Origin of the sequence: Ewingella sp. CoE-038-23 (assembly GCF_040419245.1) — a bacterium.
Lineage (GTDB): Bacteria > Pseudomonadota > Gammaproteobacteria > Enterobacterales > Enterobacteriaceae > Ewingella > Ewingella allii.
The window spans coordinates 2,605,827-2,631,026 of the sequence record NZ_JAZHOH010000001.1 but is presented as its reverse complement, the minus strand read 5'-3'; the positions used below and the strand labels follow the sequence as shown (position 1 = coordinate 2,631,026).

Genomic DNA, 25,200 nt, shown 5'->3' with positions numbered 1-25,200 from the left:
AGTTCTTATTACTTCTCCAGAAAATGCTCAATGCTAAAGCGCATATCGCCGCTTAAATCTTTAATCGACTTCAACATCCAGCGCAGATAATCCGGGTCTTGCAGCGCGATATCTTCAATCTTCTGCCCGCGATACTTACCAAATTTCAGCGTCCGCAGCAGGGTCGGGCGGTTGCTTATCTCGACCATTTTCTCCGCGCTCCAGCCTGAATCGGCAATAATTCGCTTGAGCAGCGCGGCGGTGACATAGCAATCATACAGCGCGCGGTGCGGGTACAGGCCTTCGGGAACGGTGACGTCGAGCTTCAGGGCGTAGCGCAGATACTGGTTGCTGTAACGAATATTCGGATAGAGCGCCTGTGCCAGCTTCAGGGTGCAAATCCACTGCCCGTGCATCTCAGGCAGCACGCCGCGATCGAAAGCCGCGTTGTGCGCCACGTAATACTGGCTGCCGTGATACTTGCCGATGACCGCCGCGATGCGCGGTTTGCCGTCGACCATCTCTTCAGTGATGTGGTGGATGGCCATCGCCTCATGGCTAATCGGCCTGTCTGGGCTCACCAGATCACTCATCGGCTGCACGATCTCGCCGTCGATCAGGTCAACGGTGGCGATTTCAACAATGCCGCCGTCCAGGCCACAGGTTTCCGTATCAATTACCCGGAATGTCATACCGATTCTCCTGTTTGGTTCTTATTAATGAGCAAGCTTCTCAATGATCAAAGTGTAAAGGATAGGTGGCCCCTGACCAACCCTCCGCACTTTTCTGCGGATGGCCCTGTGCGGAGAACAACATGCCAGCAGATAGCGGTGATGGCGCTGACGCAGAGGGTAAATAAACAAAAAAACCCGCTATCAGCGGGTTTGTGTCAATACGAAACGGTGTAACTTAAATGACTCAAGAAACCGTTAAGCGGCTGCCTTTTTGGCTTTCTTATCAGCTTTTTTCTCAGCTGGCGTTTTCAGCGGCTTCTTCTTCGCATTCTTTTTGCTATCCATTCCTTTACTCATGGTGGCTTGCCTCTCTAAAGCTAGTGGATTGGGTTGCTCACCTATTTACTGCTTAATTCGCTCAACTTGCAATAGCGGGCGGCGAGGTTTCGCTCAACGGCATGTTTCTATGCGAGTTATTGTTTTTTCTCCTTATCTTGCAGGGAATTTTTCGCGGCGTGATGCTGTTTCTTTATACAACCGCGCTGAATTACTGTGCGACTGATAGAAAAAATGCATTTTTTTATTGTTAACAACATGTTGTTGATTGACCGGGTTAGCCTGATGCGCTGTTATGAGAAAGCGTAAATGAGAAATTGATATTCTGGACCTCAAAAAACAGGAAACGCCATGCCGAAATTGAAAGGTTTATATCCGCCAAGAGAGGCGTATGCCAGCGGGATGCTGGACACCGGCGACGGTCACCAGATTTATTGGGAGCGCAGCGGTAATCCGCAGGGCAAACCGGCGGTGTTTATTCACGGCGGGCCGGGCGGCGGCTGTTCCTCTGTTCATCGCCAGTTGTTTAATCCCAACGATTACGACGTCATGCTGTTTGACCAGCGCGGCTGCGGGCGATCCAAACCTCACGCCAGTCTGGACAACAACACTACCTGGCATTTGGTCGAAGATATTGAGCGTCTGCGCAAAATGGCGGGCGTGGATAAGTGGCTGGTGTTTGGTGGTTCTTGGGGCGCGACGCTGGCGCTGGCCTACGCCCAGACCCATCCCGAGCACGTCAGTGAAATCGTCCTGCGCGGCATCTTCACCCTGAGAAAGCAGGAGCTGCATTGGTACTATCAGGAAGGCGCGTCGCGCTTCTTCCCTGACAAATGGCAGCGCATGTTATCGATTTTATCGCCAGAAGAGCGGGGGGATGTGATGGCGGCTTACCGTAAACGCCTCACCTCCGAGGACCGGGCCGTGCAGCTCGAAGCAGCAAAAATCTGGAGCCTGTGGGAAGGGGAGACGGTCACGCTACTACCAACAGAAGACGCGGCATCCTTTGGCGAAGATGATTTTGCTCTGGCGTTCGCGCGCATTGAGAATCACTACTTCACCCATATGGGCTTTTTAGACGGTGACGATCAGCTGCTGAAGAACGTCGAGCGTATTCGGCATATTCCGGGGGTTATCATTCACGGGCGCTATGATATGGCCTGTCAGGTGCAGAATGCGTGGGATCTGGCGCAGGCCTGGCCGGAAGCTGACCTGCATATCATTGAAGGGGCGGGGCACTCGTTTGACGAGCCGGGCATTCTCGACCAGCTGATTCGCGCCAACGAGCGTTTCGCCCACGCTTAAGGCTTCAACCCGCGCCTGCTGGCCGAGCTTAAGGCTACTTTTGCTTAGGTTCGTACGGCAGGCGTGAGTATTTGTGCGACTCTGCGCGATAGTGCGCCACGCGCTCGCGGAAGTAATCCCGCAGATGTGCCGGTTGCTCGCGCTCGGCCATTTCCGCCACCACCGGCATGTTGTAGCGCTCTTTGAACGCCACGGCAGACGCGGCTAAATCAACGTTCACCTTATCCATCTCTTCTTTACTCAGATCAGCCAAATTCTTGTTCATTGATTTTCCCCAAAGCGAGCCTTGGCGCGCATTGTACTCGACCCAGCGCGTTGGGTGAATGTTCACAGCCCATTTTTAATCTGCTAATTAATTTCAGGTAATAAGAATCATTCTTAATTATTTTCGAAAATAAAGCGGGAAATAGCTTAAAAAGAAATAAATAAAGAATAAGAATGATTCTCTTTTAATATTTTGATTCGCTGTGAATAATTCTCAATAAGATTTGAGTGAGATTTATAATTCGTTGTTTATCAATGGATTATATATTTTCTTTATTTATATCATTATTATTGTGAATAAGGTGTTTTTATTTTGTTCTACGATCGGCATAATGCGTGAAAATAATGAATTCATCCTGCTACTCGCCAATTTATGTGGAGCTATTATGCTTAAAAAAGAAATGATCGATCAGTTGAATGAACAACTGAATCTTGAGTTCTATTCTGCCAATTTATATCTGCAAATGAGCGCATGGTGCAGCGATAAAGGTTTTGAAGGCGCCGCCGCTTTCCTGATGCAACATTCGCAGGAAGAGATGGAACACATGCACCGCCTGTTCAAATACGTCAGCGACACCGGCGCTCTGCCACTGCTGGGTGCGATTGCCGCGCCGCCGGTGGAGTTTGAGTCACTGTCCGACGTCTTCCAGCAGACTTACGAGCATGAGCAGCACATCACCACCAAAATCAATGAACTTGCTGACCTGGCTATGACGCTGAAAGATTACTCTTCCTTCAACTTCCTGCAGTGGTACGTGGCAGAGCAGCATGAAGAAGAAACCTTGTTCAAATCTGTTCTGGATAAACTGGGACTGGTTAGCAACACCGGCAATGGTCTGTTCTTTGTCGACAAAGATCTGAAAGGCATGGTCAACCAAGGTCCATCAGCCTAATTACTTCGTCGTCAAACGTCTGGTAATAAACCGCAGTAAGCTTCAGGGCAACCTGATAGCGCTGCGGTTTTTTTGTTTTTGCCTTGGGGCAAAAAGTGCCAAACTTCGGCTCTGCTTAACGATTCCCTAAACCATCCCTTAAATTTGACAGACTTGCAGGGCGACTTTGCGCTAAAGTTGCGGCGTTAAAATCCCTCAACCAGAAAGCTAAGGAAAAATTGTGTCGCAAAAATCCTCTTCTCTCTGCCGTATTTTGGCTACTTCCGCGGTGCTTGCTTTAGGTCTTATGTCACAACAGGCTCTGGCGCACGCTCACTTGAAAACTGAAACCCCGGCTGCCGATACCACCCTTAAATCTGCACCCACCGAGCTGACTCTGGGCTTCAGCGAAGGGATTGAACCTAATTTCAGCAAGGTCGCGCTGAGCGGCCCTGACAACAAAGCTATCGAGACGGGCAAACTGGCTCTGGCGGCCAACGACAAGACTCAGGCCATCGTGCCTCTGAATGCGCCACTGACCGCGGGGAAATACACCGTTTCATGGCACGTCGTTTCAGTGGATGGCCACAAAACTGAGGGGCAGTACAGTTTCACGGTGCAATAAGCCATGACTCTGGCCACTTTGTTTGTTCTGTGCCGGTTTTTCCATTTTGCCGCGGTGATGCAGATATTTGGCATCAGCGTGATGACGGGACTGCTGGCACCGAAAGGATTCGCAACAGGGTTGCTTAACCAGAATCATCGCCTGATGACCCTTTCGGTCGGGGTCGCCGCGCTAACGGCGGTTGGCATGCTGGCGATTCAAGCTGGATTGATGGGCAACGGCCTTGAGGATTGTTTAAACCTCAATGTCTGGTTACTGGTGCTGACCACCACCTTTGGTGAGGTCTGGCGCTGGCACCTGTTACTCACTGCGATTGCGCTGATGGTGTGGCTGATGGACTGGCTGCCGGGGCGGGTGATGCTGATGTTCTTAACCAGCACCGGCCTGCTGTTCAGCCAGGCACTGATTGGTCACGCGGCCATGAACGAAGGCGCGCTGGGCCTGTTGCAACGCGGTAATCACACCTTGCACCTGCTAAGCGCCGCCTACTGGTTCGGTAGCTTACTGCCACTGTTAGGTTGCCTGCTTTACACCGAACGGGACGAGACGCGGCCTTACGCCATAGCGACGCTCATTCGCTTCTCAACCTGCGGGCACGTGGCGGTCGCGCTGGTGATCCTCACCGGGATACTCAACAGCGCCATTATTTTGCAACGCCTGCCTACCGACCTGTCGTCGCGCTATATCCAGCTGTTGCTGGTGAAAATCGCGCTGGTGATGGTGATGACCGGCGTGGCGATATTTAATCGCTATCGGTTAGTTCCGCTGATCCCGACCCAGCCGCAGTTGGCCTATCAGCGACTGGCTTCCGCCACCAAGCTTGAGTTAGTGCTATCGCTAGTGGTGATGCTGCTGGTCAGCTGGTTTGCCACGCTGTCACCGTTCTAAATTAGATAGTGGGGAAGGGCGACTCGCTTCGGCGTGATCACGTTTTAAAGTTAGTTATAAAGGAAAAAGCCATGAGGAAAACACTCCTTGCCACTCTGCTGCTCGCTGTTTCAGCCAGCAGCTTCGCCGCGCCTGAGCTAGTGACGGTTTCACGTCTCCAGTATGGCAAAGATTGGGCATTCACCCGCGAAGAAGTCATGCTGCAATGCCGTGCAGGCAAGGCGCTGTATGTGATTAACGACAGCACGCTGGCGCAGTATCCCCTGAACGATGTCGCGCGCGAGCAGGTGAAGAGCCACAAAGTACAGGCCGTGCCGCTGGATAAGATCCTGCTCGACGACCCGAAAAACCCAGGCCAGAAAATGAGCCTCGCTCCATTCATTGCCAAAGCCGAGACCCTTTGCTAAGTCTTAAAGCCCTGCTCTATGCCAGCAATTTCACCTCTGTTTTGAGATTGTTATCACAAAGAGCAACTAATTTAGCGAAGTTATTATCACTTGGTTACAAGTTGATTGGAAAACGAGCAACTCTCAACTACGCTTTAAGTTGTACGGCTTAACCGCCTGCATTAATGCCAACTTTTAGCGCACGGCTCTCTCCCAAGAGCCATTTCCCTAGACCGAATATAGGAATCGTATTCGGTCTTTTTTTTGGTTATTGATTTTAAAGAGTTATTTTCAGGAAAAACGAAAATCACACGAAATTCTGTATTCGGTCTTTTACAGAATTGCGTATTCTTTCCCTCTGGTATCGAATCACTTGGCTGTCACTTTTTCAGATTTATGCCCAGCAATTTCATCGCAAATTCCCTCCCTTTCTCCATCTCGTACAACCTGCCGTCTAGACTCCTAATTTCATGAAAAGTAGGTGGGCTATCTTTAAACTTAATTCCAGTGGCATTTATCGCCGTAACAAATTTTTGGTCAAACCATCGGGAGTTAAAAAAAGTCCGGGCTATTCATTTCCCCACAAACCCCACCTATACACTAAAATTACCCCAAAACTCACCCTTCTAGCTATACACCAAACCCACAACCATAAGGACCCTGCTGATGAAGTATGTGGTTGTTCTGATCATTGTCTTGGTCGCTCTGCTGTATGCGGCGCCTTGGATCACGGAAAGGGTGCCTTCGCGCTATAACCCTTTTACGCCGTTGTCTGTTAACGATCCGCCGAATGTTATTACCAAGTACAAACTCCGTCGGTTGGACAATGATCCTGAGGCTTGTTTGGCAGTGCTTGATAGCGCGGAACAGGAGGGGGCGATTACTTTCACGCGAGTTGCCAGCACGCAGGGGAACTGCCCGTTAGAGTCTCCGGTGAGGGTGCAGAAATTCGGTTCTGTTTCTTTAAGCTCAAGCTTTCTGGCGAGTTGCAGATTGGCGCTGAGTAGCGCGATGTTTGTTTCGCAGGTCGCGAAACCTCAGGCTGAAGAACAACTGGGCGCTGGGTTAACTCGCATTGACCATCTCGGCAGCTATGCCTGTCGCAATGTTTATCATCGTGCAGAAGGGCGGCTAAGCGAGCATGCCACGGCGGAAGCTTTGGATGTTGCGGGATTCCGGCTTGCCGATGGCAGAAACATCACGGTGTTGAAAGCTTGGAAGCAGGATGACGCCAGCGGCAGTTTTATCCGTGATATGTTCAATCGCAGCTGCCCTTACTTTGGTAACTCCATTGGGCCAGACTATAACGCAGCGCACGCCAACCACTTCCACTTAGGCATGCGCTGGTTTGGTTTTTGCCGCTAACCTTATGGTTTAGTCAAGGTTCTCAGTTAGGTAGCGCTCCACTAGACGCGTCCAGTAAGCCGCGCCGATGGTCAGGCTGTTGTCGTTAAAATCATAGGCCGGGTTGTGCGGCACCGCGCTATTGCCATTACCCAGACGCAAGAAGCAGCCCGGCTTGTTCTGCAAGAAGTAAGCAAAATCTTCGCTGCCGGAAATCGGCGGTAAGTTATCCACCACGTTCTCTTCCCCAAGCAGCTCTTTCGCCACTTCTAAGGCAAAGGCAGTTTCCTGCGCGTGGTTGACCAGCACCGGATAGCCTGACACATACTCAATCTCCGCCACCGCGCCATAGCCCGCGCTATGCAGCTCGGCTAAAGAACGGATGCGCTCTTCAAGAATTTTGCGCACTTCGGCGTCGAAAGAGCGCACGCTCATTTCAATGCGTGCAGTCTCAGGGATGACGTTAGACGCGTGGCCGGCGTGCAGCGAACCAATGGTGACGACGGCGGTTTCGTTCGGATCGATATTGCGCGAAACCACGGTTTGCAGCGCCACCACCAAGCTGCTGGCGACCAGAATAGGGTCTACGGTCATATGTGGGCGCGCGGCATGGCCGCCTTTGCCGCAAATGGTGATATTCACCGTGTCACACGCCGCCATAAATGGCCCGGCGCGGAACATCATTTTATCTGCCGGATAGCCCGGATGGTTGTGCAGCCCGTAGACCGCATCGCAAGGGAAGCGCTCGAACAGGCCCTCCTCAAGCATGCGTTGCGCGCCACTGTTGAAACCAATCTCTTCGGCTGGCTGGAAGATAAGGTGCACCGTGCCAGAGAAGTTTTTGCTGCGAGCCAACTGTTTGGCGGCACCTAACAGCATGGTGGTGTGGCCGTCGTGGCCGCAGGCATGCATCACGCCGGAAGTCTGGCTGGCATAGGCCGCGCCGGTCTCTTCATTAATGGGCAGGGCGTCCATATCCGCACGAATGCCTATGCTGCGACTGCCCGTGCCACGTTTCATGGTGCCAACGACGCCGTGCCCGCCCACGCCCATGGTGACGTGATAACCGAGTTGGCTGAGTTCTTGGGCAACGAAATCGGCAGTTTTGGCCTCTTCGTTGGAGAGTTCCGGGTGCTGATGCAGGTGCTGGCGAATCTCACGTAGGCCAGTCTCAAGGTCGGCCACGTCGGCCACGGTACAAAAATTTTTATTATTCATGGCGTCATTCAGTCTGATGAAAAAGAGATCGGCTTGGGGCCGAACGGCGGTGATGCTCGAAATACAGAATGCAGTCTGGTTGGGGGGATGGCAATAAGTAAACTGAGCTATTACGACTCTTTTTTAATTGTTGGAATGTTCAATCTAATAACGCTATGTAACTGATGTAACGGTTAATATTTTTTACGAGGTTTCTTGGAAACGGGTGAATCGGAGATAGACGCCGGTGGCGGTTTTTTCTACGATTGTGCAGAAGGAAATTGCACATCGCCGAACGCTGGAAAGGTGTAAATAGAGGTTTTTATGTCCACATTTTCAGCTGGGAAGTGTTCAATCCATAAATGTGCAAAAGCAACGCGAAAATAAATCCTAAAATAACGTTGAGTTTTCAGGCAGAAGTGCCGTTATTAAGTGTATTCATGCGGGTTGAGGCAATAAAATAGCTGCTTTTTATCTCACAAGCTGACACCCTGTACGCCGTAGCGTGTAAGTACCATTGAACTTGATTATTCACGGATTTTTACCGTTTAACGCGTCACTAGCGAAATCATCAGGGTTATGTGCGCTAAACTTTCTTATTATCTTGTCATAAGGGAATCGGATGATTTGCTCCGACACACTCAAACATCTCAGAAACTTCAGCGCCTTAGCGATAGTTCTGAATGTTACTTTTAGCTTGCCGGCCCACGCAGACGATGCCTGGTTGCGGGCGTGCAGTAATTCCAAAACCGCTGAAAAGTGCCAATTGCCTTTCCAACAAGGTTTATCTCCGGTCTTGATGGGCGCCTCGCGCGATGCCCAAGGGCTGTGGGGTTATGTTGATCTCACCGGCCATATGGTCATTGAACCTCAGTTCCGCGAAGTCAGCGGCTTCTCTAATGATATTGCCGCGGCGAAGAAAGACGATCTCTTTGGCTATATAGATAAGAAAGGCCACTGGGTGATTGAACCTCGCTTTACCCGCGCGACGGATTTTAATGCCGCCGGTACTGCGTTGGTGGTCATCGATAATCGTCTGGCGCTGATTGACCGCAAAGGCGCGGTGATTCAGACCCTGCCATTTGGTGCATCGCTGGACAGCGAAGGTTTTGTCAAAGGACAGGCGCTGGCGAGCGTTCAGACTCAGGTTCCCCCTGCGCTGTGGAATGCTGAGACTAGCAAATCCCTCGCATTACCCGATGACGTGATGGCGCTTCAAGAGCCGCAGTTAGGACTGATTCCAGCTCAGAAGCGTGATACTGCCGACAGCGGCTACTGGGGATATCTTGATCAGAATGGCGAATGGGCCGTTGATCCAATGGTATTGAAAACACGCAATGCGCCGGTGCTCAATGGCGATATTATTGCTGTAAAAGATAAAACTGATTGGGCATTCCTTGATAAACAAGGCGTTGCGGTCAGCAAAGAAAAATACAAAGCCGTACATGCCCTGAAATCAGGCAGTTGGTTAGTCACCACTGATAACGGCGGTCATCAACTGCTCAGCAGTACCCTGGAGAAAGTTCAGGATCTTGCCGCCGATCAGGCTGAAGACTTGCAAGACTGGGGCGACTGGTTAGTCGCTAAAGGCAGCAAAGGGGTAACCCTTATCGGCCCACAGAATCAAATCGTCAATGTTAAAGCCACCAAGCCGCAGTTACTGCTGCAAAATGGCAACCTGTGGGTTAGCCAAAATGAGGGTAAAACGCCTCAAGTTGTGCAGGTTTATAACAGTAATGGCGTCGGTCTTCTGGCGGATTCCGTGCTGAATGCACTGCGTGATTATCAGGTTCAGCCTTTAGGTGCCCATGAGTTAGTCAATGGTAATGGCGAGCAAAATGCACAAGCACAGGGGTTACCTTGGGCACTGCTCAAACCGAATGACGCCAAAAAATCTGTCGCGATCTTAACGTCGCAAGGCGAAGTGTTCTCCGATCCGCAGTGGGCCAGCATTGAAGGCGATATTCGCCATGCGCCGCTGTTGGTGCAAACCGAGAATCATAAAATGGGCGCCATTGATGCCGATGGCAAATGGGCGATTCAGCCAACCTTCGCGCAAATTACCCCTTTCACCGGTGATTACAGCTGGGCGACGACTGAAGACAATAAGCCTGAAAGCAAACGCATTATCGATAGTCACGGCAACGTCATTGATGCGCCAGACAACATTTTGCAGAGCGGTCAGCGTATTAGTTCCGGCGTACTGCTGACGGCGGAAGGCGAAGGTAAAGACCGACGCTGGGGCCTGTGGGATATCCAAAGCAAAAGTGTATTAGCCGCACCGCAGTTCTTTGAAGTCGATGACTTTAAAGAGGGTTATGCCGTGGCAAGAGCCGATGGCGGCTGGGGCGTGATTAACCGCGCCGGCCAATGGGCGATTGCTCCTGACCAAGAACGCTCAGGCAAGCCACAATATATTGGCGATGCCATGTTTAGCATCTCCGACGATGACCAGCCGAATGATGCAGCGAACACTCAGCAGCATTTCAGCTTGTTTAATGCCGCTAATGGACAGTCGGTCGCCAGCAACTTGCTTGGTAAGCCGCTAAACGTGGGCAAAGAACATTGGCTGGTACAGCCTGCCGAGGGCGGTGTTGCTTTAATCGACAACGATGGGCGCGCTGCGGTTAGCAAGGCAATTATCCCTTCATCCGTTAATATCGATAACGAGTGGGTGCTGCTTGGATTTGGCCCGCGCTTCGGCGCCATTGATAGTCAGGGCCAATGGCAAGTTCAGCCTCTCTATTCCGCCGCGCTGAATTTTGTTCAGCCACAGGATTGGGCCAGTGCCGTCAGCGATAATCATGTCATGCTGATTGATACTTCGGGTGGCGAGCCGCTCGAAGGCTTTGAAGCAGCTGAACCTCTCTCCTCGATGGCACGGTTGGTGCTCAATGATAATGCCACCGGCGAAACGGTGCTGTTTGATAACTCAGGTCACGAAGTTCAGCGTTATCCAGGGCTAAGCAGCGTGCAGGTCAACGACGCCAGCGAAGGGACGGTGCCATTTAAAGACACTAACGGTCTTTTCGGCCTGATTGACTCGAATGGCAAGAAAGTGATCGGCTCCTATTTCGACAAGATTGGCGGCATGAATGATGGCCTGGCGAAAGCCATGAAACAGGCGACCTATGGTGCGAACTTTGGTTATATCAATCTGGCCGGGCGCTTTGCCGTGGTGCCTGAGTTTGAATGGGCTGAAGACTTTAGTGAAAAGCGTGCATGGGCAGGAATGAAAGGTCAGGCGCAGTTGCTTAATACTAATGGAAACGTGCTGGCGCAGCTCGAAGTGCACTGTAATCAGCGCATCATTACTGATGCCAAAGGGCACCAGTTCTGGCCGCTGAAGCCGGTGACTTGCGCCAATGGGAGTGGTCAATGACCGACAGAGTTGGCCGTATTTCCCTGCGCGCGGCGATTCGCGGCGCGTTTTATACTGGCAGTATGATGGCTATGGTCGGGGTTGCTTATCCGGCTATGGCCGAGCCAAGTAATGCCTGTTTTGCTGACGCTAACCCGGCGGATGCCTCGCATCTGGCAGAGCTCGCTTTGCCTGCAACGCAAAATCTCTGCATTCGCAATGTTCGTGAAGGTCGCGCGGCGGTTCAACTGCCCGCAGCCCAACAGCTCTTAGTCGAAAATCCGGCCCAGCCAGAGGGGGCTGCGAACCCGCCTGCCGCCTCTGAACCTCAGCCCGCCGCTTCGCCTTCGCCAGCCACGCTAACTGGCAACCGTTGGGGCTTCCTTGATGCTCAAGGCCAGCTGGTTATTAAGCCGGTGTTCGATAGTGTTGGCGATTTCCACTTTGGTGCGGCGAAAGTCGAACAAGAGGGGAAATGGGGATTCATCGACACCAGCGGTAACTGGATAATCAAACCGACTTTCGACCAGGCAGAGAACTTTACCCAGTCAGGTTTGGCCGTCGTGAAGGTCAATGGCAAAGCGCAAATTATCGATCGTAAAGGTGGCCAAGTCGGCCAGCCGCTAGATGACTTGGTGGATACGGCGGCGTTAAGCGATGGTGAGCCTGCGCGTCTGCGTTTGGACTATAAAACAGTGCTTCTCGCCCCCGACGAGTCGCGCCACGTTGCCAGCGATAAGATGGAAATTTTGCAGCCGTTTGGTAAAAACCAGCTGTTTATCGCGCGCGGCATTGAGGGCTTTGGTATTGCAGATCAAAACCTCGAGTGGCGGCTTAAACCTCAGTTTAAAAACATTCAGTTAGATGCCAATAATCAGCGTTTAGCCTTAGCGACTGGCGATGATGGCATCACGCTGATTCGCGCCGATGGCACTACGGATACGCAAAAATATCTCTCCGTTAAAGCCGTGACGCCAGAGTTTTGGCTGGCACAAACGGCGGATGACGTAAAACTGTTGGATAACAGCAGCGCGGTGGTGGCATCTTTTGATCAACAGCAAGCGAATTCGTTGATCTATCAGGGCAATTATGTTCTGTCGGCTCAGGGGAAAGAGTCGGTTGACGTCTATGTGCCGGGTAAAAAAGCCATCTTGAGCCTGCCTGTGGGAAGTGTGCCGCTGATTCAAGATACGGGGGATTTCCTGCTGACCGTCAAAGATGGCTCACCGAAGGTGAATGCCATTATCTCCGCCTCTGGCGGCATGATTGGCGGCGCGCAAAATGTGGCCTGGCTTGGGCAAATTGCTGACAGCGACGTAATTATCGGCAACCTGTGGCTTAAAAACGAGCAGGGAAAAGTTATCAATATCGTGGATAGCAACGGCAAGGCGCTAATTGGCCAGAAGAACAACTCTGCTCTGGAAGGTTACCGTCTTGAGCCATTGCGCGGTAACGCCGCGTCCGAGACGGCGCCAATCGCCCTGATTCGCCCTGACTCCTCTTCAAAAACCGGCGCAGGCTTTATGCGTGCCGACGGTTCATTGCAGATTGATAGCAAGTGGCTGGACATTCAGCCCGCCGCAGCCGAAGTCACTGCTGACCCGAAAGGTGATATTTCCCAGCAATTTATTGTGAAAACCGCGCAGGGTACCGGCATCGTCGATGAGCAGGGGAAAGTGCGTGTTCCGCTGACCGAAGACAATATCTCGCCATTCGTACAGGGTTACGCGTTGGATTTTTTGAATGGCAAACTGACCGCCATTGATACCAACGGCAAGCATTTCAATCTGCCTGATGCCTTTGAGCTTGAGTCTATCGGTAACGGCTGGTTCCGTTTCCGCGAGACGGCATCTGAAGGTGCTCTTTGGGGGATTTACGACGTCCTCAGCCAGCAGGTTATCTCTTCGCCAGCTTATAAAAATGTCGATACCTACGCCGGTCAGCAGGCCGCTGTGCAATTGCCAAACGGCCTGTGGGGGCTAGTTGATCAGAGCGGTAAGCTGGTGGTTGAGGCTAAGTATGCCAAAGCCGAGCGCATCAATCCCGCGCTCTGGTTGCTTACTGAGCCTGTGGTCGCTGACCAACCTGAAACCTCGGTTTTAGCCTCGATTATAGGGACCGATATCAAGCAGCGTATTGCTCCGACCACCGGGCTTGATGTCACGCAATTCAAAGATGGGCGCATTTTGGCGACGGCGACGGGCGGGCAGTCTTGGTTGCTGAGCAGTCAGGCCAATGTCGAACTGCATGAGCAACAGACGCAAATCACCGCCGTGGGCGACTGGATAAAGCTGTCTCGCCAGCCGCAAGAGGGCTATCTGTCGGCACAGGGCGCTTGGCAAATCGAACCCGCGTTGACGACGGAAAGCTCTGCTTTTGTGAAAGACCGGGCTTTGCGTAGCAGCGAGCAGGGTACCGAACTGATTGATAACGCGGGTATCCGCGTGGCGCAGATGCCTGCGGGGCAGTGGCACTGGCCGTTAGCCAGCGATATGCCGATTTCTTATGATGCTCAGGATGATGTTGCCACTACGCGCTATGTTGATAACACCGGCAAGTTAGCTTTGGCGGTACAGGGCAGAGCCAGTGTCATCAGCAATGGTCGTGCAGTCCTGACGCGTGACGACGGACAAAAGGTGTGGATTGATGGACAGGGTAAAGTGTTGCCTGACGTCAGCTATGCCGATCTTGGATTACCGATAAATGATTTGGCCTTCGCCAAGGTGGACCACCACTACGGCTTTATTAACGCGGCGGGACACTTTGTTATTCCTCCAGTGTTTGACGCGGTTTCTGCTTTCGACAGCGGCGTGGCCATTGTTTCTACCGGTGATACATCAATGATGCTAGACACCAGTGGCAAACCTTTGGCGCGGGTGGATATTGAATGTGGCATACACGTGTTGTACGGCGCAGGCAGCACGCGCCAATGGCCAGCGGAGCTTCCCAATACCTGCACTGCTCCAGCAGCCGAAAGTAAAAAATAATGTGTACGTTTAACGCGCACCCTTTAATGAAAAAGGATAAAACATGATCCCTCAAATCCCACAAAAATACATAGCCGCAGAGCGTTGGTCTTTTGGCGATACCGAGGCTCAGGCAGACGCAATGGCGAAGCTAGTTATCGATGGCGTGAAGACCGCAACCTGCGCCAATCTTGATGATGAGCCGGAGCCAGAAGCGGGCGAAATCTTCGTTGTCGTCGATGGCCGTAACAATCCGGTTTGTGCCGTAAAGTTGACAGAAGTGAAGCAGGTGCCATTCGATTTAGTCACTGAGCAGCATGCTTTTGAGGAGGGCGAAGGTGATAGAACGCTGGCTTACTGGCGTAAAGAGCATCAGCGTTTCTTTGAGGAGTACGATCTGTTTTCACCAAATATGCCATTGTTATTAATGAAATTTGCGTTGGTGGAAACCTTCTAATAATCAGCTGTAACAGCGCTGACTTCTAACAATGAAACATGGCGAACTGAATGCCGTTCGCCATGTTTTTTATTCAAGACGCATAATCCATTCATCTTTTTCTTTATCGTATTTTTCTTTATACAGCACCGAGTGTCGGCCATCGAGAATGGCTGGGACGCTGGTGTGATCATCCCAGGCATCCAGCTGCATACATAAATCCGGGTCCGATTTACAGGGAATGAAAACCTTGTCCCCGCCTTTGGCTTCAGGCGTAGATAACTGCGCGTCATCTATTTCATAACTACCGATTCGTATTACTGATTTCCCCATAAGGTACTCCTTAACTGGTGAAGGTTAGAATGCGCAAGAGGAGGTATGACCAGTTGAGGCCATATATTGAGAATAGCTGAGCGGATTGAAAGCGCCATAAGAATTTTCTAGCTCGGGGAAATTAAACCAAATCAGGCCAGCAGATTGCTGGCCTGAGGGAAGGGGAGATCAGAAGTAGGCCACGGCTTTTAAGGCACCGATCCACGCGTCAGAGGTCTGCTTAACGCCGCCCGGATTGTGCCAATACTGCACGCCGGGTTGCAGCTCAAGCCATTGAATAGGTTTCCAGCGATAAAAAACCTCACCCGTTAGCGAAACGCCCGGTACTGGACGATATTGTGGCGAGTTCACATCCGTGACGCCGCTCAGTTGGTTAAGGTAGCGGCGATTGTCTTTCAGACGGTCCCCTGGGACATAACGCCCAATACCCAAACCAATCATATCTTCTGGGCGAGCATCAAATAGCCCGCGATAACGCAAACCCACTGAGGTTTTGTAGTGCATCGGCAAGGCGCGTTGATCGGCAAGGCCAAGGCTGGCGTAGACGCTCATACCGCGGTCTGCATCACTTTCGTGCTGGGTAACTTGCTGGTTAAGGCCTGCATAGAGATACCAGTTCTGCTGGATCTCATCATAGCCATCGGGATCGGTAGCGCCGGGGCCGCCATTTTTGCCTTTATAGAGATCTCTCTGGCCGGCATTGGTGTAAATAACCCCGAGATTGTAGGCACCGGGGAGTTGGTTGATGGCCCGCGTACGCCATTCGACTTCCAGTGGGACTACCACCCCACGGCTGCCGGTGGTCGAGATACTCCAGGCATGGCCCCGGCTATTGGTTTCGGGGTTTTGTTCATACAAACCGGTTTTCAGCGTAATGCCGCTATCAAACTTGTACTTAAGCGAGGTGCCCCAGTAGTGAACATTCCAGTTGTACCACATGCCGCCACTGGCGGACTTGCCACCACATAGCCCGAGAGTTTGAAAATCGCAGGGAATGATTTGATCGAAATCGAGCTGCTTATTCATTAAGCCAACCCGCCAGCTGAGTTTACGGTCCATAAAGCTTCGGCTAAAGGTCAGCCAGCCAAGACGCGTGATCGAACCGCCGCCCCAGCTTTCCTGAGCAATATCGGTAAAGCCGCTGCGCGGGTCCTGAGTACGATCGCGGGTAAGGTTGGAGTCGTGGTTGCGGTTAACAATGTTGCCGTCAATGGTGGCGTCCGGAATGCCGGTTAAGGCTTCTAAATCCTGTTTGAACATCAGCCAGAACTGGTCGATATACGCCAGCTTGCCGCTTTGGTCATAGCCGCCATCAATGTTGTAGGCGCTTTGACTCAGGTAGCCGAGGGTGTATTTGAATCCGTGGTCTTTCAATGCAGGTTTCACCCCCAGCCAATCCCCTAGCAGTCCCTCCTGTGGAGAAGGTTCAAAACCTAGCGTTTTCGAAGCCCAGGGCTTGGCGGCTTTATCTTCAATTGCCGGAATTTCATTATCATCCGCATAACAAAGTGGATTCATGAAGGTCATACAAAGTACAAAAGCATTTAATTTATGCGTCCTTAGATACATACGGCTCTCCTTATTAGTCGACTCTGTTACTTAGTAATAACGGGTGAAGTGTGATTGCTTTTATTTTGCTTAGACATCCACTGCCATAAATCACTATTTTGATGGGCGGTTAACCAAGAGGATTGGTGATCGCCGCCCTCTATTTCGCTGTAACGGATATAGCGCGTGCTGCCCCCGAGTTTAATTATGCTATCAACCATACTGCGGCTGTAATTCACATCGGTAACTTGATCGTCGGTGCCGTGAAATACCCAGACCGGCAATTTAATTAATTTCCGCGCATACTCCGGGCTGCCTGCTCCGGCAATTGGGACGATAGCGGCGAAATATTCGGGGCGTAGCAATGCCGCATACCAAACGCCTTGACCGCCACGGGACAGGCCTGCCAAATAAATCCGGTTTTTATCGATGGGATACTGGGCAACGGTTTTATCAATTAGCGCCAATAAATTTTCCATCGAGGCAGTGATCGGCGTTTTCATAAAGTCATACTCGGCCAAAGTGGTGCTGGCCCAGCGGATGGCCATCGGGGTTTGTGGGGCTAACACGTAGGTGGCCTGCAGTGACTGGTTGGCGGGGCTGGTGAAATAATCTGGCCCAATATTTTCCCCTTGATAAAGTTGCGCTTGATTATCAGTGCCTGCCTGCCCGGTACCGTGTAAATAGATCACTAAGGGCAATAAAGGGGAGGTCTTTTCGGGAGTATAAAGCTGATAAGGCAGATCTATTTTCTCAGAATGAAAGTTACCCTTTTCCCATCCTTGAGCCTGACAGGGTGGTAAAGCTAATAGTAAAAGAGCCATAGAGGTTGAGGTAATAAATAATTTATTCATATGCTGCATCCCTGATGTATATGTAAAAATATATAATTGAAAGAACGGTGGTGTTAAATGCAAAAAAAAACCTAAACCACGAATTTATTCTTTTAATGAATAATTCATGAGGTTTAGGTTTTGCCTGCGTTTGCAGTAACAATCCATTTTCTACGCGAGGACGGTATCACTACTTTTATTATATTGGCAATTCAAGATGAATGTAATGAGGCGGAAGTGTGACTCATTCGACAAAATATATCTCTGATAGAGTCACACTTTTATCTGTTAATTAAAGGAGGTTATGGCGAGCAGAGATAGGCATGGCGTTAATTTGGTTGCGGCCATTATTTTTGGAAATATAGAGGGCTTGGTCTGCCGCGCTGACGATATCCGATTGATCGTCAATGTCCGGGTTTTCCCGTGGCGTAAACGTAGCAATACCCTGACTAATGGTGACGCGATTGAACTCGCTGAAGCTATGCTTAATGCCAAGCGTTTCAATGGCTTCCATGATTTGACGCGCCACGATCCATGCGCCTTTTAAATCGGTATCCGGCAAGATAGCTGCAAACTCTTCGCCGCCAAAACGGGTGATCACATCCGTATTGCGTTTCAGCGCTTTTCGCAGGGTGCGGGCAACCAGTCGCAGACAGGCGTCACCGGACAAATGGCCATAGTGGTCATTGAAATTCTTAAAGTAGTCGATATCAATCATCACCACCGTCAGCGGGCTATTGTTACGTTTAGCGCGCATGTACTCGTGGCTGAGCACTTTTTTAAATTCGCGGCGATTAGGCAGTTTGGTTAAAGGATCGGTGCGGGCCTGGATTTCCAATCGACGATTGGCTTTCACCAGTTTCAGCTCCAGCAGTTTACGTTCGTGAACGTCTTCTGCCGTGCCGTACCAGCGTTGAATGGAGCCATCGGGCGCATAGCTTGCCGCCGCGCGGATGCGCATCCAGTTCCAGCCGCGATCGACATGACAAAACCGCACTTCGATATCCAGCGGCGCACCCGTTTTCAGGCACTGTTCCCAGGTTTGCACTGCGCTTCGGCGGTCTTCAATGTGCATACTCTGGATCCATTTATCCGCCAGAATATCCTGTCGCGTCATGCCCGTAATGCGCTGGAAGCGCGAACTGACGTCATTAAGCAGGCCGGAAGGGTCGGCGGTCCATGGGATCTGTGGGTTCAGCTCCACCATGTTGCGATAATGCTCTTGGCTCTCACGCAGCGCGCGCTCCATGCGTTTCAGGCTGGTGATATCCGTCATGGCGACGGAAAGGCCGCTCAGCTGATTCTGGACATCATAAGCCGCTTTAATTCTTACAAAGAAAATCTGATTGTTGCCGGGCAGCGAGAACTCGCGGTCGGGCGTAGCCTCATTGCGCTGAGCCAACTCAAGCGCGTTGGTCAGCAAAGGGGCAAGACCCGGCAGAAACACGCCGACTCGGCGGCCAATGGCCTCATAAGGCTGCAGGCCAATGATGTTAGCCATTGCGTCATTGACCGTCACATAACGCATCTGCAAATCGATAAAGCACAGGCCAACGGGGGCGTTGGAATAAATAGTTTCCAGCTGGAATAGGCGCTGTCCGGGGGCTTGATCGAGATTGGTCAGGTTGCGGTCGATGCCGCGATAGCCGCGGAATTCACCTGCTGAATCAAACAGCGGTATGCCGCTACTCTCAAGAATGATTTCACTGCCGTCGGCGCGAATATTTCTATTCAGCAAGCCGCCGAAAGGGGCGCGGCGAGCGGCAATCGCGGCAAACTGCGCGCTGACGCGGATGGCCTCGTCGGCCGGCATGAAGTCAAAAGGCGTTTTACCCAACACATGTTCAGGCGGCACGCCGAGGAACTCTTGGCATTTATTCGAGGAAAAAACGTATCTGCCTTGAGTATCGACTTCCCAGATCCAGTCAGAGTTGTTGTCAATGATATCGCGAAGGCTGGCCATTTCTCGCAGAAGATGACCTTCTGCTGACTGGAACTGTATTTCATCCGCCATGATACTTCTCCGACTGGCAAAACTTTACTCGACACGGGCTATATGCTTCATATCTGGAAATAATATTTCCAGAAGTGTCATTCATGAGCGCAATAATACATGCCTGATTAGGAATATTCCTACTACTAATTCCAACAAAAAATTGAGGATATACGTAAGCCCGTCAATCAAATAAGTTAATTGTAATTGACGAGCGCCTTAAAAATAACTCAAGTTTTGCTAATAGCTCAGTGCTATTAATGGTGGACTAATGCTCACTTATGAGGGCGAATAGCACCATCGCGCACCAGTTCACGCGGTAAGCTGTTTTTTATTCTGCTGCCGATGCGTTTTGCCAGCCCAAGTGGCTGATTCTGCCAGGTCACGATGCATTCATCGCGGGTTGGAGAGTCGGGCGGGTAAATATCCACGCCCCGGAACCACGCCTGTGCCAGCTCATCGTCAAGGGCAAATTGGCTATCGCCAGAGCCCGTGGTCAGCGCGACGACGGCTTCATGCTGCCAGCGGAAGCCTTTGGAGAAACGCTCAGCCAGCTTCATGCCAATCCTCGAAAAACGCACTTTGCCGAACAGCGGCTCGAGCACGCGTGGGAAAAGCCACAGCTCTTTATCTCGCTCCCAAATGGCAATCTCTTGGTCGGACCAAACAATGCCGGACTTTTGCGCTGCGGCGACCACCTCGGCGCTCTCTTTGCGCGACAGAGGGAAGAAGGGGAATTTCCCCACTTTGTAGCCCGGCGTTGGCAGGCGATCAATCGAAGCCGTTTTGCGCAGGCGTGCAACGAAAAAGCCTTCGCTGTCATAAACTTGTGGGAAAACGTGCAGATACCCCTCGGCGGTCAGCGCCTTCTGCGCGCCGTCGAACAGGTCGGCCAGCGACTCGACTTCCACGGCATCTGGATATTCATCCAACAGCCATTGGCAGACCTGCTGATTTTCCTGCGCGTTCAAGGTGCAGGTGGAATAAACCAAGGTGCCGCCCGGCTTCAGGGCGTGGAAGGCGCTGTTAATCAGTTCGCGCTGGGTGGCGGCAATCTCGACCACGCTCTCTGGTGACCAGTTACTCATGGCATCCGGGTCTTTACGCACCACGCCTTCGCCCGAGCAGGGGGCGTCGAGCAAGATGGCGTCGAAGGTTTCTGGCAGCGCCGCGCCAAACACCCGTCCGTCGAAATGGGTGAGGGCGGTGTTTGCCACGCCGCAGCGGCTGATATTGGCGTGCAGGACCTTCACGCGGCTGGCGGAATATTCGTTGGCGACGATGCCGCCCTGATTATTCATTAGCGCGGCGATTTGCGTGGTTTTAGAGCCGGGCGCAGACGCCACGTCCATCACCAGCGTCGGCTGGGTGTCGTTGGCAAACAGGGCAGTCACCGGCAGCATGGAGCTGGCTTCCTGAATGTAAAACAGCCCGGCGAGGTGCGCCAGCGCGTTACCCAGACGGGTTTCATCATCGCCCTGACGGACAATCCAGAAGCCTTCGGCGCACCACGGCACCGGCGTCAGCTCCCACTGGTAGCTGGCTGCCAGCGCAAGGAAGTCGTCGACGCTGATTTTTAGCGTGTTAACCCGCAGGCTGGGGCGCAGCGGCTGATTACAGGCGGCAATAAAGTCGTCCATGCTCAGAGAGGCTGGCATGATTTCACGGGTTGCATCAAGGAACGCGGGTGGCAATTTCGCCACAAATTGAGTTGGTTTGGACAAAGGAAGGTCTCGTCGCAGAGGAAACGGAAAATCAAATTGGCGCAAGTTTACCATGTTCCGACGAGGCGCGGTGCAGCAACAAAAAGGCCACCCGAAGGCGGCCTTATCACATCACGCGGCGAAACTTAGTTTTTCGGGATCGCCGTGCCCCATTTCTGCCAATCTTTCGGCTCTTCGGGATTAAGCAGGAAGTGGCGGCCCGCTCCGGCTTTTGGTGCCACCGGCGTGGACGGCGGTGTAGCGAAAGCAATACCGCCGCGAATGAACTGCTGGAAGGTGCCGCTTTTCAGCATTCCGCCGGTCAGCCCAAACTGCAGGTTATAGCCCGAAGCCAGCCAGAACACGCTGTTGTCGCGCACTAGATACTGGTACTTCTTGCTGATACGCAGCGTGACGTTAACCCGGTCAGCCATCGCGCCCAGATAGAAGCCGGTCACGGTGCCCACTTCGATACCGCGGAACAGCACTGGCGTGCCGATTTGCAGCGAACCTACCTCGGCTGCATCCATCACGATGCCCAAGCCATCGGTGTAACGGGAATCGGTGATGGTCGATTCTTGCAGGTCGAAGGTGCGCGAGGCCGGGCCTTTGCCTGCTTCCACATTGATGTAAGGCTGCAACAGGGTGTCGAGATTGCTAACCCCGCCGGCGGAAATTTCCGGTGAAACGATAGAGAATCGCGTCCCCATGCGGGCGAAGGTGTCGACATACTCAGGGTAGAGCACGGCTTTGGCTGAGACTTGATTCAGTTTCGACTCGAGCTTCAGCGACTCAACCTGACCAATGTTGATACCTAGGTAGCGAATTGGCATTCCGGCAGAGAGCTTGCTGGCGTCGTAAGTATTCAGCGTGATTTGGCTGCCTACGGCGCGCGCGGCGGTTTCTGACTCATACAATACGCGTTTCGCGCCTTTGCTCAGCGTGACGCCTTCATTGTTATCGAAGCTGATCGCACCTTTCAGCGCGCGGTCGAGCGGCGAAGCTTGGACGGTCAATCCGCTGCCATTCAGCTGTACTTTCGCGCCACCCTCGGCCCAGAAAATACTCTTGTCAGTGAGCAACTTACGGTATTCAGGGCGGATATAGACGTCGATGTCAAAGTCGTTGGCTTTTGGCGTGACATCCACAATTTGCCCAACCTGGAATTTGCGATACAGCACCACGGAACCCGCCTGCACGTCCGGCAGGCTCTTGGCGGTGAGCGTCAGCGTGGCGCCCGGCTGCTCCCCTTGAATGCCTTCGGCGGCTTTTTCAGCGTTACTGAAGAGCGGGTATTTTTTCGCCGGTTCGCCTTTACCGCCCGGAATAATGCGCACGCCGCCGTCAACCCACTCTTGGGCACTGGCGCCTAGCACTTCCATGCCGTCGATGCCTAATTTGACATCAACGCGGCTGTTGACCACGAATTTACTGTCTTTGTGCAACAGCCCTTTGTATTCAGGCTTTATCGCGATGTTAAACACAATGCCTTCATCGGTCATTTTGCGGTCAAGGATTTGGCCGACGGCGATGCCGTGAAGTATCACCGGCTGTCCGGCATCAATACCAAAGGTTTCTGGGGCATTAAGCTGAATTTGCAAAACGCCCGGGTCTTGCAGCAGGCGCTGATTGCTGTCGAGCACGGTGAAGTGCTTCTGCGGCTGGCCTTCGCCCGGGATCAGCTCCAGCGTGTTGCCGGTCAGCAGTTGGCTCAGCTTGGCATTGCTCAGGCTGATTTTCGGGCTATTCATCTCAATGCGCGTGCCGGTGCGCATCATGTCAATCACCGACGGGTCAACCGTGAGTTTCCCCGTTACCTTGTTGTCTGGTTGAAGGGTCACTTTGGTCAGGGTACCGACTTGCAAACCCTGGTACATCAGTGGGGTGCGGTCCTCTTTCAGCCCGTCGCCGTTGGGTAAGTCGAGGTCGATCTCTACCCCGCGCTGGCTCTGCGCCAAATCAGGGTATAGCTCGTAGGACTGCTCTTGTTTGGCCGAATTGCCATCAATCGGCGAGTCGAGGGCGATAGCTCCGTTGACCAGCGCGGCGAGGCTTTCCATCTCAACTTTCGCGCCGCTGAGGCTGAAATCGCCTTTAAAGCCGGAGACATTCCAGAAGCGGCTGGTGTCTTTCACCAAATGGGCGAAACGGCGCTCAATCAGAACGTCGATAGTGACGCCATCGTTTCCGGCTTCAATATCGTAATCATAAACTTTACCCACCGGAATTTTACGGTAGTAAACCAGCGAGCCGTTGCTCAGGGAGCCAAGATCCCGCGCGTGCAGATGAATCATTAACTCGCCGGTATTCAGACGATATTTCGGCTGCGTATCCAGCGCGACGAAGTGATCTTTCTCTTTGCCGCTACCGGGCATCATGCCGATGTAGTTACCGCCAACTAAGGCATCCAGACCAGAAACCCCGGCCAGTGAGGCCTTAGGCGTGACCAGCCAGAACTGGGTGCCATCGCGCAAGGAGTCCGACAGGTCGCTCTTGATGCTGACCTTGACCATGATGGTGCGCAGGTCTTTGCTCAGACTGATTGACTCGACGGTGCCGACTTCCACCCCCTGATAGCGCACAGGGGTTCGCCCCGCGACAATCCCGGCGGCAGACTGGAAATCAATGGTAACGGTGGTGCCTCTTTCCTGATAGTTGCTGTAGATAAGCCAGCCCGCTATCAATAAGGCAATAAAAGGCAGAAGCCAGAAAGGCGATATCCGGCGTCTGTTTTTAACCCGCGCTTCAGTCGGTGTATTCGGCGTTTCCTGTTGCATGTGCATCCCAAATCAAGCGGCTATCAAGCCATTCTACGGCAAGTATTGTAAGGATCACGGAGGTCCCAAAGAAGAAGGCCGCCGGTCCCATTGTAAATGACAACAGTTGGTCACGGTTAACCAACGACATCATCAAGGAAATGACAAACAGATCAAGCATCGACCAGCGACCAATCCAGGTCACTACCCGCAGTAAGCGTATCCGCGTTTTCAATCCTTGAATCGCCTTAAAATGAATACTCAACAGTAAAGTCAGCATCACGATAACCTTGGTGAAAGGCACCAGAACGCTGGCAATAAAGACGATGGCGGCAATCGGCACGTTGCCGGAGGTCGCCAGTGAAACCACGCCGGAGAATATCGTGTCTTCGGTGCGTTGCCCATTGAGATAAATAATCGAAATCGGCATCAGGTTCGCCGGCAACAGGAACACCATGGCGGCAATCAGCGCCGCCCAGGTCTTCTGCAGGCTATGTTTGTAACGCACCGTCATCGGCACGTGGCACCTCGGGCAGCGGCCTTTGTCATCGGCGTGGCCGGTAAATTTGCACGACAGGCAGAGCTTAAAGGTGGAGGGCTGACCTTTCGGGCGCGGCTGCGGATAGAACTCCTCCCAAAGCTGCTCGATATTCAGGTTGATCAGCGTCAGCGTCACCAGCACGGTCATCATTAGATAAGCCAACAGCGCCGGGCCAACGTCGATGTCGGCGTACTCTTTCACTTTGATGCTAGCCACCGCCATGCCGACCAGATAGATGTCGAGCATCACCCAGTCTTTAAGCCTGTCGAGCATCAACAGCACCGGCTTGAGGTTCATCCCCAAACGGCTGCCAAAGTGCAGATAAAGGATAGAACCGGCTAAAGTGACCGGCGCGCCAATGGTACAGAAGGCGACCATGCTGGCGGTAAGCGGCGAGCCTTGGCTCGACATCTGCCAGATACCTTCGAACAGGCTGGCATCAATGCGGGTCCCCAGCAGACGGATGCTGATTAATGGCTCGGTGAAGGCGAACGGCATCAGCACCAAGATGCTAATGGCGATAATAATGAGACGCGACAGGGAGCAGACCCGGCCTTTTTCCACCTTGGCATTGCAGCGCGGACAATGCGCAGTTTGCGTTTTCTTCAGGTCAGGAATAGAAAAGAGGTAATCGCATTCATTACAACGCTGATAGCGTGCCTGCGGTAAAGGTCCTGACAATGTGCGTATTTTCATAGAGCCTGAGTGTAGATTTGCCTGTTGTTATCATTGTACTTACCCTGAAATGCTCTACAGGGCAGGGATGTTAAGATCTGTCAGGTATTTTTAACAAAATAACGTATTATGCGGTCGGCAAACAGTCATTGTAGGTCAGTCTTTTTGAAGTGACATAGGATTAA

At 52.3% G+C, this 25,200-nt stretch carries 19 protein-coding genes and 1 pseudogene; 9 read left to right on the top strand and 11 right to left on the bottom strand.

The features are described 5' to 3' along the window. Positions 1-8: 8 nt before the first annotated feature. The gene (exoX, locus tag V2154_RS12320; RefSeq protein WP_353502488.1) at positions 9-671 is read right to left on the bottom strand and encodes an exodeoxyribonuclease X; all 663 of its coding nucleotides are present in this window, start codon (positions 669-671) and stop codon (positions 9-11) included. Between the two features lie 669 nt (positions 672-1,340). Here exoX and pip point away from each other — a divergent pair. Further along, a complete protein-coding gene (gene pip / locus V2154_RS12315; protein ID WP_353502487.1) occupies positions 1,341-2,294 on the top strand; it encodes a prolyl aminopeptidase in 954 nt (317 codons plus the stop codon). A gap of 34 nt (positions 2,295-2,328) precedes the next feature. Here pip and V2154_RS12310 read toward each other — a convergent pair whose 3' ends face one another. Next, positions 2,329-2,559, bottom strand: coding sequence for a DNA polymerase III subunit theta (locus V2154_RS12310; protein ID WP_353502486.1), 231 nt, complete (start codon positions 2,557-2,559; stop codon positions 2,329-2,331). Between the two features lie 385 nt (positions 2,560-2,944). On the opposite strand from V2154_RS12310, the gene ftnA reads away from it, so the two are divergent. The 4 genes from ftnA (at position 2,945) to V2154_RS12290 (ending at position 5,350) form a co-directional block, all read left to right on the top strand. Further along, positions 2,945-3,451, top strand: coding sequence for a non-heme ferritin (gene ftnA, locus V2154_RS12305; RefSeq protein WP_034791262.1), 507 nt, complete (start codon positions 2,945-2,947; stop codon positions 3,449-3,451). Between the two features lie 217 nt (positions 3,452-3,668). Next, complete coding sequence (gene copC, locus V2154_RS12300) at positions 3,669-4,055, top strand: copper homeostasis periplasmic binding protein CopC (RefSeq protein WP_128124476.1); 387 nt, start codon at positions 3,669-3,671, stop codon at positions 4,053-4,055. Between the two features lie 3 nt (positions 4,056-4,058). After that, on the top strand, positions 4,059-4,943 hold the full coding sequence (gene copD, locus V2154_RS12295) for a copper homeostasis membrane protein CopD (protein ID WP_353502485.1): 885 nt from the start codon (positions 4,059-4,061) through the stop codon (positions 4,941-4,943). Positions 4,944-5,014: 71 nt separating this feature from the next. Beyond that, entirely contained in the window at positions 5,015-5,350 is a 336-nt protein-coding gene (locus V2154_RS12290; protein WP_353502484.1) for a YebY family protein, read from the top strand. A gap of 359 nt (positions 5,351-5,709) precedes the next feature. Here V2154_RS12290 and V2154_RS12285 read toward each other — a convergent pair. Then, a pseudogene (locus tag V2154_RS12285) lies at positions 5,710-5,879 on the bottom strand (tyrosine-type recombinase/integrase); the annotation flags it as partial. Between the two features lie 116 nt (positions 5,880-5,995). On the opposite strand from V2154_RS12285, the gene V2154_RS12280 reads away from it, so the two are divergent. Continuing rightward, positions 5,996-6,694 (top strand): extensin-like domain-containing protein, encoded by a 699-nt coding sequence (locus tag V2154_RS12280; protein ID WP_353502483.1) that lies wholly within the window; start codon positions 5,996-5,998, stop codon positions 6,692-6,694. A 9-nt stretch (positions 6,695-6,703) separates the two neighbouring features. On the opposite strand, the gene V2154_RS12275 is transcribed toward V2154_RS12280, so the two are convergent. Further along, positions 6,704-7,891: a M20 aminoacylase family protein gene (locus V2154_RS12275; RefSeq protein ID WP_353502482.1), complete on the bottom strand. Its 1,188-nt coding sequence runs from the start codon at positions 7,889-7,891 to the stop codon at positions 6,704-6,706. Between the two features lie 778 nt (positions 7,892-8,669). On the opposite strand from V2154_RS12275, the gene V2154_RS12270 reads away from it, so the two are divergent. From V2154_RS12270 to V2154_RS12260, 3 genes are read left to right on the top strand one after another with little or no spacing between them, the layout of a single operon-like run. Beyond that, positions 8,670-11,252, top strand: a complete 2,583-nt coding sequence (locus tag V2154_RS12270; protein ID WP_353502481.1) for a WG repeat-containing protein — start codon at positions 8,670-8,672, stop codon at positions 11,250-11,252. After that, positions 11,249-14,218, top strand: a complete 2,970-nt coding sequence (locus V2154_RS12265) for a WG repeat-containing protein (protein ID WP_353502480.1) — start codon at positions 11,249-11,251, stop codon at positions 14,216-14,218. Before V2154_RS12270 ends, V2154_RS12265 begins: the two co-directional genes overlap by 4 nt. Positions 14,219-14,264: 46 nt before the next feature. Continuing rightward, positions 14,265-14,654: an ASCH domain-containing protein gene (locus V2154_RS12260; RefSeq protein ID WP_353503988.1), complete on the top strand. Its 390-nt coding sequence runs from the start codon at positions 14,265-14,267 to the stop codon at positions 14,652-14,654. A 69-nt stretch (positions 14,655-14,723) separates the two neighbouring features. Here the strand turns inward: V2154_RS12260 and V2154_RS12255 are convergent, their stop codons facing one another. The 7 genes from V2154_RS12255 to yebS all read right to left on the bottom strand — a co-directional run bounded on the left by V2154_RS12255 (position 14,724) and on the right by yebS (position 25,036). Further along, on the bottom strand, positions 14,724-14,966 hold the full coding sequence (locus V2154_RS12255) for a DUF1480 family protein (RefSeq protein WP_034791239.1): 243 nt from the start codon (positions 14,964-14,966) through the stop codon (positions 14,724-14,726). Positions 14,967-15,134: 168 nt separating this feature from the next. After that, positions 15,135-16,484, bottom strand: coding sequence for a carbohydrate porin (locus tag V2154_RS12250; RefSeq protein ID WP_437342033.1), 1,350 nt, complete (start codon positions 16,482-16,484; stop codon positions 15,135-15,137). A 77-nt stretch (positions 16,485-16,561) separates the two neighbouring features. Beyond that, the gene (locus V2154_RS12245) at positions 16,562-17,368 is read right to left on the bottom strand and encodes a carboxylesterase family protein (protein ID WP_353502478.1); all 807 of its coding nucleotides are present in this window, start codon (positions 17,366-17,368) and stop codon (positions 16,562-16,564) included. Between the two features lie 271 nt (positions 17,369-17,639). After that, a complete protein-coding gene (locus V2154_RS12240) occupies positions 17,640-19,361 on the bottom strand; it encodes a sensor domain-containing diguanylate cyclase (protein ID WP_353502477.1) in 1,722 nt (573 codons plus the stop codon). A gap of 254 nt (positions 19,362-19,615) precedes the next feature. Further along, complete coding sequence (gene rsmF / locus V2154_RS12235) at positions 19,616-21,064, bottom strand: 16S rRNA (cytosine(1407)-C(5))-methyltransferase RsmF (protein WP_353502476.1); 1,449 nt, start codon at positions 21,062-21,064, stop codon at positions 19,616-19,618. 125 nt (positions 21,065-21,189) lie between these two features. Beyond that, positions 21,190-23,820 (bottom strand): PqiB family protein, encoded by a 2,631-nt coding sequence (locus tag V2154_RS12230; protein ID WP_353502475.1) that lies wholly within the window; start codon positions 23,818-23,820, stop codon positions 21,190-21,192. Then, on the bottom strand, positions 23,789-25,036 hold the full coding sequence (gene yebS, locus V2154_RS12225) for a membrane integrity lipid transport subunit YebS (RefSeq protein WP_353502474.1): 1,248 nt from the start codon (positions 25,034-25,036) through the stop codon (positions 23,789-23,791). Before yebS ends, V2154_RS12230 begins: the two co-directional genes overlap by 32 nt. Between the last annotated feature and the right edge of the window lie 164 nt (positions 25,037-25,200).

Excerpts from the sequence above, each read along its gene's own strand:
- V2154_RS12310 (WP_353502486.1), bottom strand. The coding sequence starts at position 2,559 with ATGAACAAGAATTTGGCTGATCTGAGTAAAGAAGAGATGGATAAGGTG.
- exoX (WP_353502488.1), bottom strand. The coding sequence starts at position 671 with ATGACATTCCGGGTAATTGATACGGAAACCTGTGGCCTGGACGGCGGC.
- V2154_RS12280 (WP_353502483.1), top strand. The coding sequence starts at position 5,996 with ATGAAGTATGTGGTTGTTCTGATCATTGTCTTGGTCGCTCTGCTGTAT.
- ftnA (WP_034791262.1), top strand. The coding sequence starts at position 2,945 with ATGCTTAAAAAAGAAATGATCGATCAGTTGAATGAACAACTGAATCTT.
- copD (WP_353502485.1), top strand. The coding sequence starts at position 4,059 with ATGACTCTGGCCACTTTGTTTGTTCTGTGCCGGTTTTTCCATTTTGCC.
- V2154_RS12240 (WP_353502477.1), bottom strand. The coding sequence starts at position 19,361 with ATGGCGGATGAAATACAGTTCCAGTCAGCAGAAGGTCATCTTCTGCGA.
- yebS (WP_353502474.1), bottom strand. The coding sequence starts at position 25,036 with ATGAAAATACGCACATTGTCAGGACCTTTACCGCAGGCACGCTATCAG.
- V2154_RS12250 (WP_437342033.1), bottom strand. The coding sequence starts at position 16,484 with ATGAATCCACTTTGTTATGCGGATGATAATGAAATTCCGGCAATTGAA.
- V2154_RS12255 (WP_034791239.1), bottom strand. The coding sequence starts at position 14,966 with ATGGGGAAATCAGTAATACGAATCGGTAGTTATGAAATAGATGACGCG.
- V2154_RS12275 (WP_353502482.1), bottom strand. The coding sequence starts at position 7,891 with ATGAATAATAAAAATTTTTGTACCGTGGCCGACGTGGCCGACCTTGAG.
- V2154_RS12230 (WP_353502475.1), bottom strand. The coding sequence starts at position 23,820 with ATGCAACAGGAAACGCCGAATACACCGACTGAAGCGCGGGTTAAAAAC.
- pip (WP_353502487.1), top strand. The coding sequence starts at position 1,341 with ATGCCGAAATTGAAAGGTTTATATCCGCCAAGAGAGGCGTATGCCAGC.
- V2154_RS12245 (WP_353502478.1), bottom strand. The coding sequence starts at position 17,368 with ATGAATAAATTATTTATTACCTCAACCTCTATGGCTCTTTTACTATTA.
- V2154_RS12290 (WP_353502484.1), top strand. The coding sequence starts at position 5,015 with ATGAGGAAAACACTCCTTGCCACTCTGCTGCTCGCTGTTTCAGCCAGC.
- V2154_RS12270 (WP_353502481.1), top strand. The coding sequence starts at position 8,670 with ATGGGCGCCTCGCGCGATGCCCAAGGGCTGTGGGGTTATGTTGATCTC.
- V2154_RS12265 (WP_353502480.1), top strand. The coding sequence starts at position 11,249 with ATGACCGACAGAGTTGGCCGTATTTCCCTGCGCGCGGCGATTCGCGGC.